The sequence below is a fragment of the Providencia sp. PROV119 genome, from assembly GCF_028482435.1.
In the GTDB taxonomy this organism is placed as follows: domain Bacteria; phylum Pseudomonadota; class Gammaproteobacteria; order Enterobacterales; family Enterobacteriaceae; genus Providencia; species Providencia stuartii.
In genome coordinates this window covers 1-16,389 of record NZ_JAMPQL010000031.1, presented here as the reverse complement: position 1 = coordinate 16,389, position 16,389 = coordinate 1, and the positions used below count along the sequence as shown (strand labels likewise).

The 16,389-nt window shown below is 42.8% G+C and carries 17 protein-coding genes and 1 pseudogene; 6 read left to right on the top strand and 12 right to left on the bottom strand.

Annotation, left to right across the window (positions count from 1 at the left end; genetic code table 11):
* Positions 1 to 5: 5 nt before the first annotated feature.
* Positions 6 to 944 carry an ADP-glyceromanno-heptose 6-epimerase gene (rfaD, locus tag PSF11_RS19385; protein ID WP_004924289.1) on the bottom strand — a complete coding sequence of 313 codons (939 nt, stop codon included), beginning with the start codon at positions 942 to 944 and terminating at the stop codon, positions 6 to 8.
* A 231-nt stretch (positions 945 to 1,175) separates the two neighbouring features.
* Here rfaD and PSF11_RS19380 point away from each other — a divergent pair, with 231 nt between their 5' ends.
* Both PSF11_RS19380 and tdh read left to right on the top strand, forming a co-directional pair.
* Positions 1,176 to 2,372 (top strand): glycine C-acetyltransferase, encoded by a 1,197-nt coding sequence (locus PSF11_RS19380; RefSeq protein ID WP_004924294.1) that lies wholly within the window; start codon positions 1,176 to 1,178, stop codon positions 2,370 to 2,372.
* A gap of 23 nt (positions 2,373 to 2,395) precedes the next feature.
* The gene (gene tdh, locus PSF11_RS19375) at positions 2,396 to 3,421 is read left to right on the top strand and encodes an L-threonine 3-dehydrogenase (RefSeq protein ID WP_036942514.1); all 1,026 of its coding nucleotides are present in this window, start codon (positions 2,396 to 2,398) and stop codon (positions 3,419 to 3,421) included.
* A 74-nt stretch (positions 3,422 to 3,495) separates the two neighbouring features.
* Here tdh and PSF11_RS19370 read toward each other — a convergent pair whose 3' ends face one another.
* Together PSF11_RS19370 and envC are read right to left on the bottom strand one after the other, a co-directional pair.
* Positions 3,496 to 4,455, bottom strand: coding sequence for a divergent polysaccharide deacetylase family protein (locus tag PSF11_RS19370; RefSeq protein WP_072502669.1), 960 nt, complete (start codon positions 4,453 to 4,455; stop codon positions 3,496 to 3,498).
* A 26-nt stretch (positions 4,456 to 4,481) separates the two neighbouring features.
* A complete protein-coding gene (envC, locus tag PSF11_RS19365) occupies positions 4,482 to 5,774 on the bottom strand; it encodes a murein hydrolase activator EnvC (RefSeq protein ID WP_004924302.1) in 1,293 nt (430 codons plus the stop codon).
* A gap of 495 nt (positions 5,775 to 6,269) precedes the next feature.
* Here envC and PSF11_RS19360 point away from each other — a divergent pair, with 495 nt between their 5' ends.
* From PSF11_RS19360 to cysE, 4 genes are all read left to right on the top strand, one after another.
* The gene (locus tag PSF11_RS19360) at positions 6,270 to 6,707 is read left to right on the top strand and encodes a rhodanese-like domain-containing protein (RefSeq protein WP_004924305.1); all 438 of its coding nucleotides are present in this window, start codon (positions 6,270 to 6,272) and stop codon (positions 6,705 to 6,707) included.
* Between the two features lie 116 nt (positions 6,708 to 6,823).
* Positions 6,824 to 7,300, top strand: coding sequence for a protein-export chaperone SecB (gene secB / locus PSF11_RS19355; protein WP_014657213.1), 477 nt, complete (start codon positions 6,824 to 6,826; stop codon positions 7,298 to 7,300).
* Positions 7,300 to 8,328, top strand: coding sequence for an NAD(P)H-dependent glycerol-3-phosphate dehydrogenase (gene gpsA, locus PSF11_RS19350; protein WP_004924313.1), 1,029 nt, complete (start codon positions 7,300 to 7,302; stop codon positions 8,326 to 8,328). Before secB ends, gpsA begins: the two co-directional genes overlap by 1 nt.
* A 23-nt stretch (positions 8,329 to 8,351) precedes the next feature.
* Positions 8,352 to 9,173, top strand: coding sequence for a serine O-acetyltransferase (gene cysE / locus PSF11_RS19345; RefSeq protein WP_004924317.1), 822 nt, complete (start codon positions 8,352 to 8,354; stop codon positions 9,171 to 9,173).
* A gap of 108 nt (positions 9,174 to 9,281) precedes the next feature.
* On the opposite strand, the pseudogene PSF11_RS19340 reads toward cysE, so the two are convergent.
* The 9 genes and pseudogenes from PSF11_RS19340 to PSF11_RS19300 all read right to left on the bottom strand — a co-directional run.
* Positions 9,282 to 9,517: pseudogene (locus tag PSF11_RS19340) on the bottom strand (Txe/YoeB family addiction module toxin); the annotation flags it as partial.
* Between the two features lie 69 nt (positions 9,518 to 9,586).
* Positions 9,587 to 9,727: a type II toxin-antitoxin system Phd/YefM family antitoxin gene (locus PSF11_RS19335; RefSeq protein WP_427864963.1), complete on the bottom strand. Its 141-nt coding sequence runs from the start codon at positions 9,725 to 9,727 to the stop codon at positions 9,587 to 9,589.
* Positions 9,728 to 9,807: 80 nt separating this feature from the next.
* On the bottom strand, positions 9,808 to 10,311 hold the full coding sequence (trmL, locus tag PSF11_RS19330; RefSeq protein ID WP_014657216.1) for a tRNA (uridine(34)/cytosine(34)/5-carboxymethylaminomethyluridine(34)-2'-O)-methyltransferase TrmL: 504 nt from the start codon (positions 10,309 to 10,311) through the stop codon (positions 9,808 to 9,810).
* 152 nt (positions 10,312 to 10,463) lie between these two features.
* Positions 10,464 to 11,492, bottom strand: coding sequence for a UDP-glucose 4-epimerase GalE (galE, locus tag PSF11_RS19325; RefSeq protein WP_014657217.1), 1,029 nt, complete (start codon positions 11,490 to 11,492; stop codon positions 10,464 to 10,466).
* A 17-nt stretch (positions 11,493 to 11,509) separates the two neighbouring features.
* On the bottom strand, positions 11,510 to 13,588 hold the full coding sequence (locus tag PSF11_RS19320) for a polysaccharide biosynthesis tyrosine autokinase (protein WP_081368643.1): 2,079 nt from the start codon (positions 13,586 to 13,588) through the stop codon (positions 11,510 to 11,512).
* A 33-nt stretch (positions 13,589 to 13,621) separates the two neighbouring features.
* Positions 13,622 to 14,050: an arsenate reductase/protein-tyrosine-phosphatase family protein gene (locus tag PSF11_RS19315; RefSeq protein WP_014657219.1), complete on the bottom strand. Its 429-nt coding sequence runs from the start codon at positions 14,048 to 14,050 to the stop codon at positions 13,622 to 13,624.
* Between the two features lie 5 nt (positions 14,051 to 14,055).
* Complete coding sequence (locus PSF11_RS19310; protein WP_036942520.1) at positions 14,056 to 15,201, bottom strand: polysaccharide export protein; 1,146 nt, start codon at positions 15,199 to 15,201, stop codon at positions 14,056 to 14,058.
* Between the two features lie 101 nt (positions 15,202 to 15,302).
* Positions 15,303 to 16,067 carry a glycosyltransferase family 2 protein gene (locus PSF11_RS19305; RefSeq protein WP_036942521.1) on the bottom strand — a complete coding sequence of 255 codons (765 nt, stop codon included), beginning with the start codon at positions 16,065 to 16,067 and terminating at the stop codon, positions 15,303 to 15,305.
* On the bottom strand, positions 16,068 to 16,389 hold a 322-nt coding region (locus tag PSF11_RS19300; RefSeq protein ID WP_272682873.1), incomplete at its 5' end, for a UDP binding domain-containing protein.

The window sequence follows — 16,389 nt, the reverse complement described above, 5'->3', positions numbered from 1 at the left end:
TTGTATTAATCTTCTTTATTCAGCCATTGCATATATTCAGCTACGCCTTCGGCAACTGTTTTAAAAGGTGCCTTATAGCCAGCCGTACGTAATTTTGTCATGTCTGCTTGTGTGAAGCTTTGATAGCGCCCTTTTAGTTTCTCAGGGAATTCAATGTATTCAACAGAAACATTTTTATCACTGTGGAATTGTGTCACTGCATCGGCGACGGCTTGGAATGACTCGGCACGGCCTGTACCACAGTTAAAGATCCCTGAAATATTGTTCTGCCAGAACCATAAATTGACTGCGGCAACATCGCCGACATAAATAAAGTCACGGCGGAAGTTTTCACTGCCTTCAAATAGCTTGGGTTGTTGGCCTTCATTAATTTGCTTATTCAGATGGTAAGCGACACTTGCCATGCTGCCTTTATGACCCTCACGAGGACCATATACGTTGAAGTAACGGAAACCACAAATTTGCGACTGTGCTTCTGGCAAAATTTCGCGAACGTACTGGTCAAAGAGGAATTTCGAATAGCCATAAACATTGAGTGGCTTTTCGAACTGGCGATCTTCAATAAAATTATCACTACGACCACCGTATGTTGCCGCTGAAGAGGCGTAGAGGAATGGGATTTCGCGCTCTAAGCAAAAATGCAGTAACTCTTTCGAATACTGATAGTTATTGTCCATCATGTACTTGCCATCCCATTCAGTTGTGGATGAGCAAGCTCCTTCATGGAATACCGCATCGACATCACCAAAATCATCACCGGCGATAATACTCGCAATAAAATCTTCTTTATCAATGTAATCAGCAATATCGAGGTCAACAAGGTTGGCAAACTTAGTACCGTCTTTCAGATTATCGACAACGAGAATATCTGTACGACCAGCATCATTTAATGCTTTGACAATGTTGCTACCAATAAAACCAGCTCCGCCAGTGACAATGATCATCGGGCATACCTCAAATGGGTTAAGAACAAAAAGGATACGAATTGTTTTTCATAATAGCATTTCTGCGCGCTGACGACACCATAACTGGCAGACAAACATTCTAGAGGCTACATTTTTATAGGGGAATGATCGTGATCTTGGCTGCAAACTTAATTTATTTATGCTGCATCAGTCGATAGTTTTAGTATCTATTATTAAACTCTAAAAATCGTCACATAACAGGAATAAATCATGTCAGAACTATTTTATCAGCAGATTAAAGAGCAGTTAGCCCAAACAGAGGCTGCTGGTTTGTTTAAGCATGAGCGGATAATTACTTCCTCGCAAGATGCAGATATTGAAATTGTTGGTAATAAGCGAGTTGTTAATTTTTGTGCCAACAATTACTTGGGATTAGCAAATCACCCAGATTTGATTGAAGCCGCGAAGCAGGGTATGGATAGTCACGGTTTTGGTATGGCTTCTGTCCGTTTTATTTGTGGAACACAAGATAGCCATAAACAACTCGAAAAGAAATTGGCTGATTTTTTAGGTATGGAGGACGCCATACTCTATTCCTCTTGTTTTGATGCGAATGGGGGATTATTTGAAACCTTGCTAGGCCCCGAAGACGCGGTCATTTCAGATGCGTTAAACCATGCTTCCATCATCGATGGAATACGCCTTTGTAAAGCTAAACGGTATCGTTATGCAAATAATGATATGGCAGAGCTTAGGGCTTGTCTTGAAGAGGCTAAAGCCGCAGGTGCACGCCACATTTTGATTGCGACGGATGGTGTCTTCTCAATGGATGGTGTTATTGCCAATTTGAAAGCGGTTTGTGACCTAGCAGATGAATTCCAAGCATTAGTGATGGTTGATGATTCTCATGCGGTTGGTTTTGTTGGTAAAAATGGCCGCGGCACCCATGAATATTGTGATGTGATGGGGCGAGTAGACATTATTACAGGAACACTGGGTAAAGCGCTTGGTGGGGCTTCAGGCGGTTATACGGCGGCAAAAAAAGAAGTCGTCGAGTGGTTACGTCAACGCTCTCGTCCTTACTTATTTTCCAACTCATTAGCCCCCGCTATCGTTGCGGCCTCGATTAAAGTCATCGATATGATGAGTGAGGGGGATGCGCTACGTGAGCGGTTATGGCGTAATGCCGCGCTATTTCGTGAAAAGATGTCTGCGGCAGGCTTTACTCTCGCTGGCGCCGATCATGCCATTATTCCCGTTATGTTAGGGGATGCGGCGCTTGCTCAAGTTTTTGCAAATGAATTACTAGAAGAAGGTATTTATGTAACGGGTTTCTTCTACCCTGTTGTTCCTCAAGGACAAGCGCGTATTCGTACACAAATGTCGGCGGCACATACGGAAGAAGATATTTTACGCGTTGTAGACGCATTCACCCGCATAGGCAAAAAACTGAAAGTCATTTCCTAATGATAATAATATAAGGCCGTTCTATGAAAGCACTGTCTAAATTAAAAGCAGAACCAGGTATATGGATGACAGAAGTTCCAAAACCGGAACTCGGGCACAATGATGTGATGATAAAAATCCGTAAAACTGCCATTTGTGGTACGGATGTTCATATCTATAACTGGGATGAATGGTCACAAAAAACCATTCCTGTTCCAATGGTTGTGGGCCATGAATATATTGGGGAAATTGTTGAGATAGGACAGGAAGTCAAAGGCTTTAAAATCGGTGATCGTGTTTCCGGTGAGGGGCATATTACATGCGGTCACTGTCGCAACTGTCGTGGGGGGCGCACGCATTTATGCCGTAACACGATTGGCGTGGGGGTAAATCGCCCCGGCTGTTTTGCACAATACCTTGTGTTGCCTGCATTTAATGCGTTTAAAATCCCCGATAATATTCCAGATGAAATTGCTGCTATCTTTGACCCATTTGGTAACGCGGTTCATACTGCGCTCTCTTTTGATCTTGTTGGTGAAGATGTTTTAGTTTCAGGAGCAGGGCCTATCGGTATTATGGCTGCCGCGGTGTGCCGACATGTGGGGGCTCGTCACGTTGTTATCACTGATATCAATGACTATCGATTAGAGCTAGCCAAAAAAATGGGTGTCACTCGTGCGGTGAATGTGGGGCGTGAAAATCTAAAAGATGTGATGAAAGAGCTTGGCATGCAAGAAGGCTTTGATGTGGCTTTAGAGGTATCTGGCTCGCCTGCGGCTTTTCACTCTATGCTAGACACGATGAACCATGGCGGTCGCATTGCTTTACTGGGGATCCCATCTTCAGAAATGGCGATTGATTGGAGTAAAGTGATCTTTAAAGGCCTATTTATCAAAGGTATTTATGGCCGAGAGATGTTTGAAACTTGGTATAAAATGGCGACCTTGATCCAATCTGGGTTAGATCTTTCACCAATAATCACCCATCAATTTTCTATCGATGATTTCCAAAAGGGCTTTGACGTGATGCGTTCAGGGCAGTCAGGAAAAGTGATATTAAATTGGGATTAGTCGGTGGTATTCCAGTTGCCGAATTTGTGCGGCAACTGGAAAGCAGTGTTAGGTTTTTGTTGTGTAAAGAACGGCTATTTTGGGGCAGATAATAGTGGCTGTAGCGTCTTATCTTGATAAATTGATTCAACCACAAACATCAGAAAATCAATCCCTTCTAGCGACGCATTTTCTGGCACTGTAAACTCACATACCCCGAGCCTAACTGGCTCCAGCGCCGTATCTTTAGGGTTGACTGTAGAAGGCGTGGGCTGTTTATTCGGCGTTTCAGGCTGCATTTTTAACGGTTTTTGGTCTGAGGGTTTCGAACTTCCTTGTAATAAGGCGCTTACCGAGACAAGTTCTATATCTGCAGGGAGTTGCGGCAAGTATTTCTGCAAAGCACGAACGGTTGAAGGGTGTGGATGACCTATCGCAATCGCATTGCCATGTTTACGTGCATAGGCGACCGCTTTATTAAGTTGAACGCGAGTTTCTTCCTCTGATTGATGGTTATCAAGGAAGATATGGCGGCGTACAACGGGAACACCAAATTCATTTGCGGCTTTTACGGCCTGCGTATTTCCGATGGTCACGCTATCTAAAAAGAAAAAGTTCGCCTTAGACAGTGAGTTCATGACATGGCGCATACCTGAAAGACTAGAGGTCATTTCACTGCCCATATGATTATTCATGCCCTTGGCATAAGGTACTTGGCTAATGGCTCGTTTGATAATACGGTCAATTTCTTCGGCGCTCATGGTTGGTGAAAGGGTGTTTTTTTCGAGTGGTTGCTTGCTAAGGGGTTTCATCGGCATGTGAATGATAACCTCTCGCCCTTGCTGATGGGCTTTATTGGCAACAAGCTGACCATGAGGTGAATCAGGCAAGATAGCAATCGTGATTGGCGTCGGCAGCGCCAATATTTGGTTATCTTCTTTTGTGCGATAGCCAAAGTCATCAATGACTATCGCTAATTTTGCTGCACTAGCCTGAAGGCTCATCATCAAAAGAGATAAACCGATGAGTCGCATAAAAGGCCGGCGTTTTGACATAATTATATTCCTAACTATTTATTTGGCTATCTACCTAGCCAAGGGCGAGGGTTGACCGTTTTACCCTGCCGACGAATTTCGAAGTACAGTGCTGGTCGCTCTTGCCCACCACTACTTCCCACAAGGGCGATAGGTTGCCCAGCGCGAACTTCTTGCCCAACATTGACGAGAGCACTTTGGTTATAGCCATATAAGCTCATATCGCCTTTACCATGTTCAACCACGACGACGAGGCCATAACCTTGTAGCCAGTCAGCAAGTAGTACACGGCCATCGGCAATGGCTTTGACTTGTGTGCCTTCGTTAGCGCCGATAACCATACCTTTCCAGCGTAGCTCACCTGAAATTGCCTCACCATAATTGTGCAGGGTCTGTCCGCGAACTGGCCATAGTGCTTGCCCCGCAGGGCGGCCTAAGCCACCAGTACGAGACATGAGTGAACGCTCACTCTCTGAAGGTTTATAAGTCGAGCCTTTTTGTTTGGCTTTACGCTCTTTTTCGGCCACCTCAGCACGAATACGTGCGGCTTCACGTGCTTCACGCTCCGCTCTGGCTTTCGCCTCACGTTCAGCACGCGCGATCTTATCTCGCAACCTAGATTCATTTTGTTTCATGATGGCAAGATTTTTTTGATCTTCTTTAAGCGTACTTTCAAGGGCCGCAAGAGTTTGCTTACGTGCTGCCTGAGCCTTATCGAGTTTACGTTTTTCTTGCTGTTGGCGAGCTAAAGCTGTTTTTTGTTCCGCTTGTTTTTGCTGCTCAAGCTGTTTTTGCTGATTTAGCTCAAGGGTGGTGGCCTCAAGCTGTTTAATATTTTTTTCGCGCGCTTGATTGAGGTAGCTGTAATAGGCGAGGATACGCTCTTCCCGTTGGCCTTCTTCACCTTTTAAAAACAGTGATAGACCTTGGTGCTTACCTAATCGGAAGGCTGCGTCAAGTTGCTCGGCAAGTAACTTTTCGTGCTCGGCTTTTTGCTTTTGCAATCGGTTAATATTGCTGTTTAATGAGGAAATCTCTTTATCTAATTGCTTAAGTTGAGATTGTGTCTCATGTAGCTCACGCCCTGCCGCAGAAATGTTTTTCTCTTGCTGTTGGAGTTGATTCAGCAATGATGCCCGTTTGGCTTGCTGGTTTTTGACGCTTTTTTCTTTTTCAGCGATATTTTGCAGCAAATTTTGGAGCTGATCTTTATTTTCGGTGATCTGATTGGCCGCCAATACCTGATTAGGCACCAGAGAGATTAATCCACAAACGAACAGGGTTGAAGCAATAGCCTGACGAATAGCTGCTCTTTTCATCCGGTTATGTGTATTGGCCATTCTGATAGAAAACCTCGAATAAATGCGATAGCTGATTATTTCATCTGATAGCGTGAGTTACCAGCACCCTATTCTGAATATTGCAACAAATCGCGCCGAACCAAACGCGTTTTATGACCTGATGAAAACTAAATTATCTTGTAATAATTAGCATATCATCATTTGTCATCCTATTGATTGTATAGTGTATCGCGCCATTTTGTAGCATTAAATCAAATATTTTCAGTGCTCGTTAGTGCCTCAGTGTCTTTTTTCACCACACAGAATGCTTGATTTTAACAGTGCAATTTTTTGTCACGCTTTGTGCTTATGGTAAAATGGTTCGTCTATATTGATAAATAAACGCTATTTTGTTGGGATTAGAGACCATTTCTGCGGAGTGTTTCGCAAAAAAAACAATGTAGTTTGCGTTAACTGGCTGTAATTAGCTCAACACAAAGGTATACTCTGAACCCTTTGGTATTCGTTTTTAACTAACGGGAGTGATTGCCCCCCATGATGCAAGAAATCATGCAATTCGTCAGCCGGAACATGTTATTGAGTCTGGTTTGGATCGCACTATTTGTCGCGGTGGTCGTAATGACCTTTAAAGGTTTGTTCTCTAAATCAAAAGTGATCACTCGCGCGCAGGCGATTGCTCTGATTAATAAAGAAGAGGCAGTCGTTGTGGATTTACGTACTCGTGACGACTTCCGCAAAGGGCACATTATTGATTCTATCAACTTAACGCCATCTGAAATTAAAGACAATAATTTAGGTGAGCTAGATAAACACAAACAGAAACCCGTTATTGTGGTCTCTGCAAGTGGTATGGAATCAGGCAAACCGGCTGAGCACCTTGTCCAGCACGGTTTTGAAAAAGTCTTTATCTTAAAAGAAGGGATTGCTGGCTGGTCAGGTGAAAACCTGCCGTTGGCTCGTGGTAAGAAATAATTTATCCGGCGTGTAAATTGTCATATATCCAATGATGCTCATTTGAGACAGGTTAGTTTGAACATCGGCGGGTCTATACAGTCAAATTCATATGGAAGTTAAAAGGTATTAAAACTATGTCAGAACAAAACAACTCAGAAATGGTATTCCAGATCCAACGTATCTATACAAAAGATGTTTCATTTGAAGCACCGAATGCACCACATATTTTCCAGCATGAGTGGCAGCCAGAAATCAAACTGGATTTGGATACTTCTTCTACTCAATTGACTGAAGGTGTTTATGAAGTTGTTTTGCGTGTTACCACAACAGCAAAACTGGGTGAAGAAACTGCATTCCTGTGTGAAGTTCAACAAGCCGGTGTATTCTCAATCGAAGGTATTGAAGGCACGCAAATGGCACATTGCTTAGGTGCATACTGCCCTAACATTCTGTTCCCATATGCACGTGAAGCAATCACTAGCATGGTGAGCCGTGGTACATTCCCTCAACTGAACCTTGCGCCAGTTAACTTTGATGCACTGTTTATGAATTATTTGCAACAGCAGCAAGGTGAATCAGCGCCAGATACAGAAGCTCAACAGGACGCTTAATGAAAACTGCTTCAATGACAGTCATCGGTGCCGGATCTTACGGCACCGCTTTAGCCATTACGTTAGCTCGTAATGGTCATCAGGTTGTGCTGTGGGGGCATGATCCTCAGCATATCCATACATTACAACAAGAACGTAGCAATCAGGCATTTTTGCCTGGCGTTTCTTTCCCTGATAGTTTATCTCTCGAAGCGGACCTCAAACGTGCCGTGGAAGCGAGTCCGAATATCTTGATCGTAGTACCAAGCCACGTTTTTGGTGATGTACTCAAGCAAATTCAACCTCATCTCCAAGCCAATTCTCGTGTTATTTGGGCGACTAAAGGCTTAGAAAGAGATACAGGACGCTTATTACAAGATGTGGCACGTGAAGTATTAGGCAATGAAATTCCACTCGCGGTGCTATCTGGCCCTACGTTTGCCAAAGAGCTGGCGGCGGGGATGCCGACGGCAATTTCGGTTGCGGCAACCGACAGCCAATTTGGCGATGAACTGCAACAACTTTTCCATTGCGGTAAGAGTTTCCGTGTGTACAAAAACCCTGATATGGTCGGCGTACAGCTTGGCGGAGCCGTGAAGAACGTCATTGCGATTGGCGCGGGTATTTCTGATGGTATGGGGTTTGGCGCGAATGCGCGTACCGCATTAATTACCCGTGGCCTTGCCGAAATGAGCCGGTTAGGTGCGGCATTAGGTGCTGATCCTGCCACCTTTATGGGTATGGCGGGGTTAGGTGACTTAGTGTTAACCTGTACTGATAACCAATCACGTAACCGCCGTTTTGGTATGATGCTCGGCGATGGGGTGAGTGTCAGTGAAGCCGAAAAAGAGATTGGCCAAGTGGTGGAAGGCTATCGCAATACTAAAGAAGTGAAAGCGCTTGCTGAGCGTACTGGTGTTGAGATGCCTATCACGGAGCAAATTTATCAAATCCTCTATTGCCATAAAAATGTGTTAGAGGCTGCACAGGCTCTATTAGGGCGTGCAACAAAAGATGAAATTGCTTATACGCCGACGTCGAAAGATTAAAGTTAAAAGATAAGTGAGTCATTATGTCGCGAGAAGAATTGGATAGGATCTGGGGGTTTATTAAAGAGGAAGCAAAATCGCTTGCTGATTGTGAACCGCTACTAGCCAGTTTTTTTAATGCAACACTGCTAAAGCATGACAACTTAGGCAGTGCGCTCAGCTATATGTTAGCAAACAAGCTAAGCTCTCCCATTATGCCTGCGATGGAAGTGAGGGAGATTGTTGAAGAAGCGTATCGTAATGATGAGCAGATGATCTTTTCAGCCGCAATGGATTTATCCGCCGTGCGTCTACGTGACCCCGCGGTGGATAAATACTCTACGCCACTCCTCTACCTTAAAGGGTTCCATGCATTGCAAGGTTACCGTATTGGGCATTGGCTATGGAAAGAGGGGCGCCAAGCGCTTGCGGTTTACCTGCAAAATCAAATATCAGTCACTTTTGCAGTGGATATTCACCCTGCTGCTCGTATTGGTTGTGGCATTATGCTGGATCATGCTACGGGCATTGTGATTGGTGAAACTGCCGTTGTTGAGAACGATGTTTCTATTCTTCAATCCGTGACTTTAGGTGGTACAGGCAAAACCTGCGGTGACCGTCACCCTAAAGTACGAGAAGGCGTGATGATCGGCGCTGGCGCGAAGATTCTTGGTAATATTGAGATAGGTCGTGGCGCAAAAATTGGTGCTGGCTCGGTTGTTCTTCACCCTGTTCCCCCTCATACAACCGTCGCGGGTGTACCTGCTCGGGTGGTTGGCAAGCCAAATAGTGATAAACCATCATTTGAGATGGATCAGAACTTTAATGGTTCGATTTATGGTTTTGAAGATGGCGATGGGATTTGAGAAGAGTCATTATTTTATCTGAGCTGAAACTGCTAAAAGATATGGATGAATATACTAGCCATACAGATGAGTTATTTCATGTTACTGTATCACAATTTATTGAACCTTTTAATAATAACGACAAGCAATAATAGTTAAACCCTCATCGTCTATTGAATAAATGAGCCTATTTGTTTCATCTATTCGTCTAGACCAGAAGCCAGCTAAGTTTTCTTTTAGTGGTTCTGGTTTTCCTATCCCATAAAAGGGGGTTCTTTTAGTATCGTCAATGAGCTTATTAATGCGTTTGAGCGTTTTTTGTCTTGGGTTTGCCAGTATAGATAGTCTTCCCATCCTTGGTCAGTTCATATTAAAAATCTACTCATTTATAAGCTCTCTTTTGCTGGTGAGCGTAATAAATCGTTTCCATTAGGCTATTGTAATAACTCTAAAGACATAACTACAGCATCCTCTGAGTCACGACGAGTGATGATAGTTGTATCTGCATCATCAACAACGCTATCTAATACCGATTTTAGATTATTTCTAGCATCACTAAATGAAATTGTTTTCATTTACCCTCCTATACTTGTACTTTATTCTGTACAGGTATAATGGCGTTATAAGGACAGTTCAAGCATGCATGGCTGCTAAATCAGTCGCGTAATAATGCTCCTGCGTAACCCAACTGCCTCCATGCCTCGAACACCACCACTGCAACAGAGTTGGATAGGTTCATACTGCGACTATCTGCCAACATAGGGATACGAATTTTTTGCTCAATTGGCATATTGTCGAGTACGTAAGGGGGTAATCCCCGCGTTTCTGGACCAAACATTAAATAATCATCTTGCCGATAGCTTACATTACTGTGGCTTGGCTTACCTTTGGTGGTTAAAGCAAAAACGCGAGCACCGCTAGCAGATTGGTTATTATCAGGACTTAAGCCTTCGCTATCTAAAAAAGCATAATAGTCATGATGGTGTTTGATATCGGCGAATTCACTGTAATCTAAGCCTGCACGGCGTAGTCGCTTATCATCCCAAGTAAAGCCTAGCGGATGGATAAGGTGCAAACTAAATCCGGTATTGGCACAAAGGCGAATAATATTGCCCGTATTTGGCGGGATCTCTGGTTCGAATAAAACAATATGTGGCATAACGAATGGTTGTATTAAACAGTCAAGTTAGATGGAACAATGAGGAAGGATTTTACGCGCAAATGGTACAAGTTGCATGTAGTTGTTGAAGCTAAATAAAAAAGCGGGTTCGATAAGGAACCCGCTGTTAAGTGAAGGATCTCAATTAAAGGCTATTGCTGCTTATAGCCGTTAGGGTTTTGAGATTGCCAACGCCAGCTGTCATTAACCATATCTTGTACTGAATATTGTGCTTTCCATCCTAAATCATTAAAGGCCTTTTTAGGGCTAGACCAACATTCAGCGATATCGCCAGGGCGGCGCTCAACAATTTTATACGGGATAGGTTTACCTGATGCTTTTTCAAAAGCAGCAATCATCTCTAATACACTCGTTCCTTTACCCGTACCTAGGTTATAGATATGTAGGCCTGCTTGATGGCTGACATTGTTTAATGCTGCAATATGACCGCTAGCTAAATCCATAACATGGATATAATCACGTACGCCAGTACCATCTGGAGTTGGGTAATCAGAGCCAAATACCATGACTTCTTTATGACGACCAACTGCTACTTGAGCGATATAAGGTGTTAGGTTATTTGGAATACCCTGTGGGTCTTCACCAATTAAACCTGATTGGTGTGCGCCAACGGGATTAAAGTAGCGTAGTAAAGTAACCGACCAATCGTTATGTGCAATATATAGATCAGCAAGAATACGCTCAACCATATATTTACTGGTGCCATATGGGTTGGTAGTACCACCGACTTTAGAGTCTTCGGTTAATGGTACTTCTTCTGGATCACCATACACAGTAGCCGATGAGCTAAAAATTAAGCTTTTGACACCCGCTTTTTGCATACTGGCAAGTAATACTAACGTGCCATTGACGTTATTATCATAATACTCAATCGGTTTTTGAACGGATTCACCAACCGCTTTTAACCCAGCAAAGTGGATCACCGATGTGATTTGGTGCTCAGCAAAAATCGTATCCAGAATAGCGTTATCACGTACATCACCGGCATAGAAGACAGGTTTTTTACCTGTGATGGTTTCAATGCGGTTGAGTACTTCTGGGTTGGCATTACATAAATTATCTAAAATAATTGGCTGCATGCCTTGTTCAATCATCTGCACACAGGTATGGCTACCAATGTAGCCAAGACCGCCTGTGACTAAGACCTTTGTATGATTCATTTTAAATTCCTGTACGACTAGTACTCATAGACATAGTTATAGTCGTCTGATTTCGCATCGATACCATTGAGGATCACGCCTGTGATTTCGATATCGTTTTGTTTAAAGCGTTTTAGCGATAGCTCAATATCTTTCACCGTATTGACACCATAGTAGGCAATAAGCAGTGAGGTGCCGACGTACTTACCGATAATCGCAGAGTCAGTGATTGCTAAGATTGGGGCGGTATCGATAACCACGATATCATATTGTCCTTTCATCGTGTCGAGTAGGTGTTTAAAACGTTCTCCCATCAGTAACTCAGAAGAGTGAGTGACATTTTTACCACGGCAGATCACATCTAGGTTTTCAATCACACCACGGTGGATGGTCGGTTGCGTAATGTCCTGCTGAGCCAAATATTCGGATAACCCCGCTTTATTGCTTAAACCAAAGGCTTTATGAATACGGCCTTTACGTAAGTCGGTATCAATTAGGAGGACTTTTTTACCCGCATTAGCTAATACAACCGCCATATTAGAGGTAACAAAGCTTTTACCTACGCCCGGTGACGCACTACTGATCATCACCAAGTTATTCCCTTGGTTCATCACCGAGAAGTAAACGCTGGTACGCAGGGAACGGATGGCTTCTACTGCCGTATCGGCTGGGTTTTCCAATGCAAGTGGGCGCTTATTCCCCGCTGCAATTAATTTTTTCTCATGAGTAGAGAATGGAATAGTGGCATAGACGTTAACACCCAATGCATCGATATCTTCAGTACCTTTAATCTTATTATTAAAGAACTCACGGGCGATCACATAAGCGCAACCCACAATAAAACCGAGGATCGTCGCCAGAACCATTATGAGCGCTTTTTTCGGTGCCACGGCATTAGGTTGGGATTCTGCCGAGTCAATAATGCGTACATCGGCGGTGATCCCGGAGTTTAATACGCTCAGCTCTTGCTGTTTGGCCACTAGCTGATTATAGATAGCTTGCTCGGACTCTACATCACGTGTTAAACGCACAATCTGTTGCTGGGTATTGGGAAGTTTTTGGATATTTTTACTGATTTTCTCTTTTTCACGTAACAGTTGCTGACGCTTATCCAGCAATGATTGGTAAGCAGGGTGGTTACGGGTATAGAGCTGCTGGATCTCTACCTCTTTAAAGGTTAACTCATTGAGTTTCTCTTCGACTTGCAAGGCGCTATCAAGAGCCGATTTAGCCTCTAAGGACAGGTCGATAGATTCATTCTTTTTACGGAAAGCATTTAATTGGTTTTCATAGTTGTCCAATTTAGTTTTTACTTTCGGTAAATATTCATCTAAGAATAATAGCGTATTGTTGGTGACCTCTTTTTTACGCTCAGTATTTTGATCCACATAGTTTTGGATAATGCTATTTAAAATCTGTACATTTTCCGCTTTGTCAGCACCTTTAATAGCAAGATTAATAATCCCCGTGCCTTTACCGACTTCTGCAATCGTTAAGGTATTACGTAGGTTTTCAATGGTCGAATAACGGGCATCTTTAGATAAGGTAAATTCTTGTCCGACTTCAGCATTGATTGAGGATACCAGCAAGCTGATTTCATCTTGTTTTAGGAGTTCGCCCACTTTGCCTTCAACGGTTTGGTTATCAATATGAAGAGCATAACGGTTTTCGCCTAAATAGGTCACAATAGCGGGTTCACCAATAAGATGTTCAGGTAAAGAATAGAGGGAAATAGCGACAGAAGCTTTGTCTCCCCAAAGCCTATCGAAAAAACCAGCGGGTGCGACTTGGGTATCTAAATTAAGGTCTGCAACCGTTTTACCGAGCACCATCCGAGACTTAATGACCTCGATTTCGGAATCGGCTTGGCTATTACTATTAGCAAATGGCATCACATCGCTCATTTGATCTAACAATGAAACTTGGCTCATTTTATCGTATTGCAGTGTCGCATTGGCTTGATAGATTGGTGTCGCTAGAAAGCTATAAGCGGCACCAATTACAATAAAAAAGAGGGTAAAAAAGCCGATTTTAAGGTAGCTGGATTTGAGTATCTTAAAGAGCGCCAGCAGATCGATTTCGTCCGAGGCAGCGGAGCTGGTTTTTGTCGTGTTCATAATCAATTAACGTTAAGCCTTCAAATAGTAAAATTAAATTTTCCCTTGCCACTGTATAACGGCTTTTTCCATCAGTTGATAAACATGCTCGAACATTTCATCACTGCGTTTATGCGGATCTGGGATCTCGGTTTTATTTAGCCACTGGCCGAACAGCATGACTTTGCCACGCGTTTCAGGGAACTGTTGATGGATTCTATCAATATGGTCGTTTTCCATCACTAGGATTAAGTCTGCTTCTTTACATAATTCACTGGTTAAACGACGTGATTGGTGGCCATCTAAAGAGAGATTGTGGTTTTGTGCAATACGGATGGCGCTATCATAAGCGGGACGATCCTCTTTGGCGATAATGCCCGCGGAGTGCACCTTTTTATCGGGGAAATGGGTTTGTAATAGGCGCTCCCCCGTGGGGGAGCGGCAAATATTCCCCATACAGACAACGAGAATATTATTAAACATATGGATTACCAGTCATGAATACGTTTAGTACCTTCGGTTAACTGATTATAAGTTGCGATGGTTGGTAGCAATTGGGTGATTAGGCGGTTCCAACGTACAACGGGTGCTGCGGTAACATAAACTAAGTCATAAGGTTGCAGTTTAAATTCCGTTCCCATCACCATGGCAGTGGCATCGGATAAATCTAACTGATAGACCGCCGCCATTTTTTTCGGCAGTAGGGCATCCAGCTCTTTATCGCCCGAGGTTTGGTTTTTAATTGGACGGATGACAAATACGCCGGTTGCATTAGCGGTATTTTGATCTGTACCGCCTGCTTTACTCAGTGCCTCAGTAATACTCATGCCAGCACGGTCAATGGTTAGGGTGTTTGGCTGACCTACTTCTCCCATCACAAACACTTTTTGCCCGTCGTTACGTGGTACATATAGTACATCACCCGGTAGCATCAGATGGTTTTGGGTTAGGTCGCCATACTGAACTAATGCTTGCAGTGAGATTTTTATTTCTTTGCCATTTCGGGTGAGTACGACATTGTCCCAATCGGCTTTTTCAGTCAGGCCGCCTGCATTATTAAAGGCCTCTAAAACCGTTAACGGTACGTTAGTAATCGGTAATGTACCGGGTTTAGCCACTTCACCTGACACATACATTTTCTGTGAGCGGAAGGCGGCAATGCTGACATCCACTTGCGGAGACTCAATATAGGTTGCAAGGCGGTTGCTAATTAAGTTACGGATTTCAGTGACGGTTTTACCGATAACTTTAACTTTACCAATATACGGATAGTAGATAGTACCATCGGAATGCACCCAGTTACCGGAGTCCGCGGCGCTACGGTAAGAGCCAGCAGGAATGGTTAACTCAGGGTGATCCCATACCGTAATGGTTAATACATCACCCACACCAACACGGTACTCATAGGTTGCAAGTTGCTTCTCTAAGGTTGGGTTGGGTTTTGCGATAACCTGTGGGGTATACATCTCATCTAATAGTTTTGGCGAGATCGGGTAGATATCGACAAATTTAGAAATATCACGATCGCCAGTGTCGACGACATTTTTGCCCGAGGTAGACATATAGACACCAGGGGTAACAGTACAGCCAGTTAATGCTGTGAGCATTAGCGCAATAACAGAAAGATGTTTCATAAACTAGCTATTCCTTTAGTAGGAGTTTATCGTAAGTAAAGCTAATAGAATATAACGGTTATTCTAATGAAAATCATTTATTTCATGTTATTAGAACACTTTTACTTCTTTAGTATACTCGAATGTTTTAAGAAACCATTGATGGTATAAAAAGAAAAATACCAGAAAGTCTGAAAAGGATTAAGTTTTAAAACTTCTCGATAAAATTGCCACTGATATCTAGCAGCATTCAACTTATTTTGAGTCATACCGGAGTCTGTCCGATAATAAGCTAACACTTTAGGGTAACAATAAGCTTTCTTTTCGATGGAAAGCAATGTTAACCATAGTCCAAAGTCTTGCCTTTTTCTAATCAGCGGCATGTATTGTTTACCAAAGTAATCAGCATCATAGATTACTGTCAGACAACCTATTACATTACCGTATAATGATTTATGGTAGGTTGTGAATGTTGGAGCTGTGACAATTTTTCCTAATCCGTTGTTACTTATATGTTGGTAATAACTAAAAGTAAAATTGTAATTATTATCTAACATAAAAGAAACTTGTTCTTTTAATTTATTTTTTAACCAAATATCATCACTATCTAAAAAGGCAATAAAACGTCCTTTAGCACTTTCGATACCTTTATTTCGAGAATACCCAGCACCATGATTTTCATCAGAAAGAATGATATGAACCCTAGGGTCATCAATCTTTTTAAGAATACTTCTAGTATTATCTGTTGAATTATCGTCGATAATTATCAATTCAAGATTATCATACTCCTGCTCTAAAACAGACTGTATTGACTCCTGAATGTTTTTTTCTGCATTATAACAGGGCATGATTACAGAAACTAAAGGCTTGTCAAAAAACAAATTCATTTAATCGTTACCAAATAGGTCGCGGGTATACACTTTATCCGCCACATCTTCGATTTCAGGCACCATCCGGTTAGCCAAAATAATATCGCTATCCGCTTTAAAGGCCTCAAGGTCACGGTAGACTTTTGAACGGAAGAACTCATCTTCTTTCAGCACTGGCTCATACACAATCACTTCGATACCTTTAGCTTTGATACGTTTCATGACGCCTTGTACCGCAGAGGCACGGAAATTATCAGAGCCTGCCTTCATCACCAAGCGGTATACCCCCACTTTACGTGGCGCTTTGGCAATAATTGAATCGGAAATAAAATCTTTACGC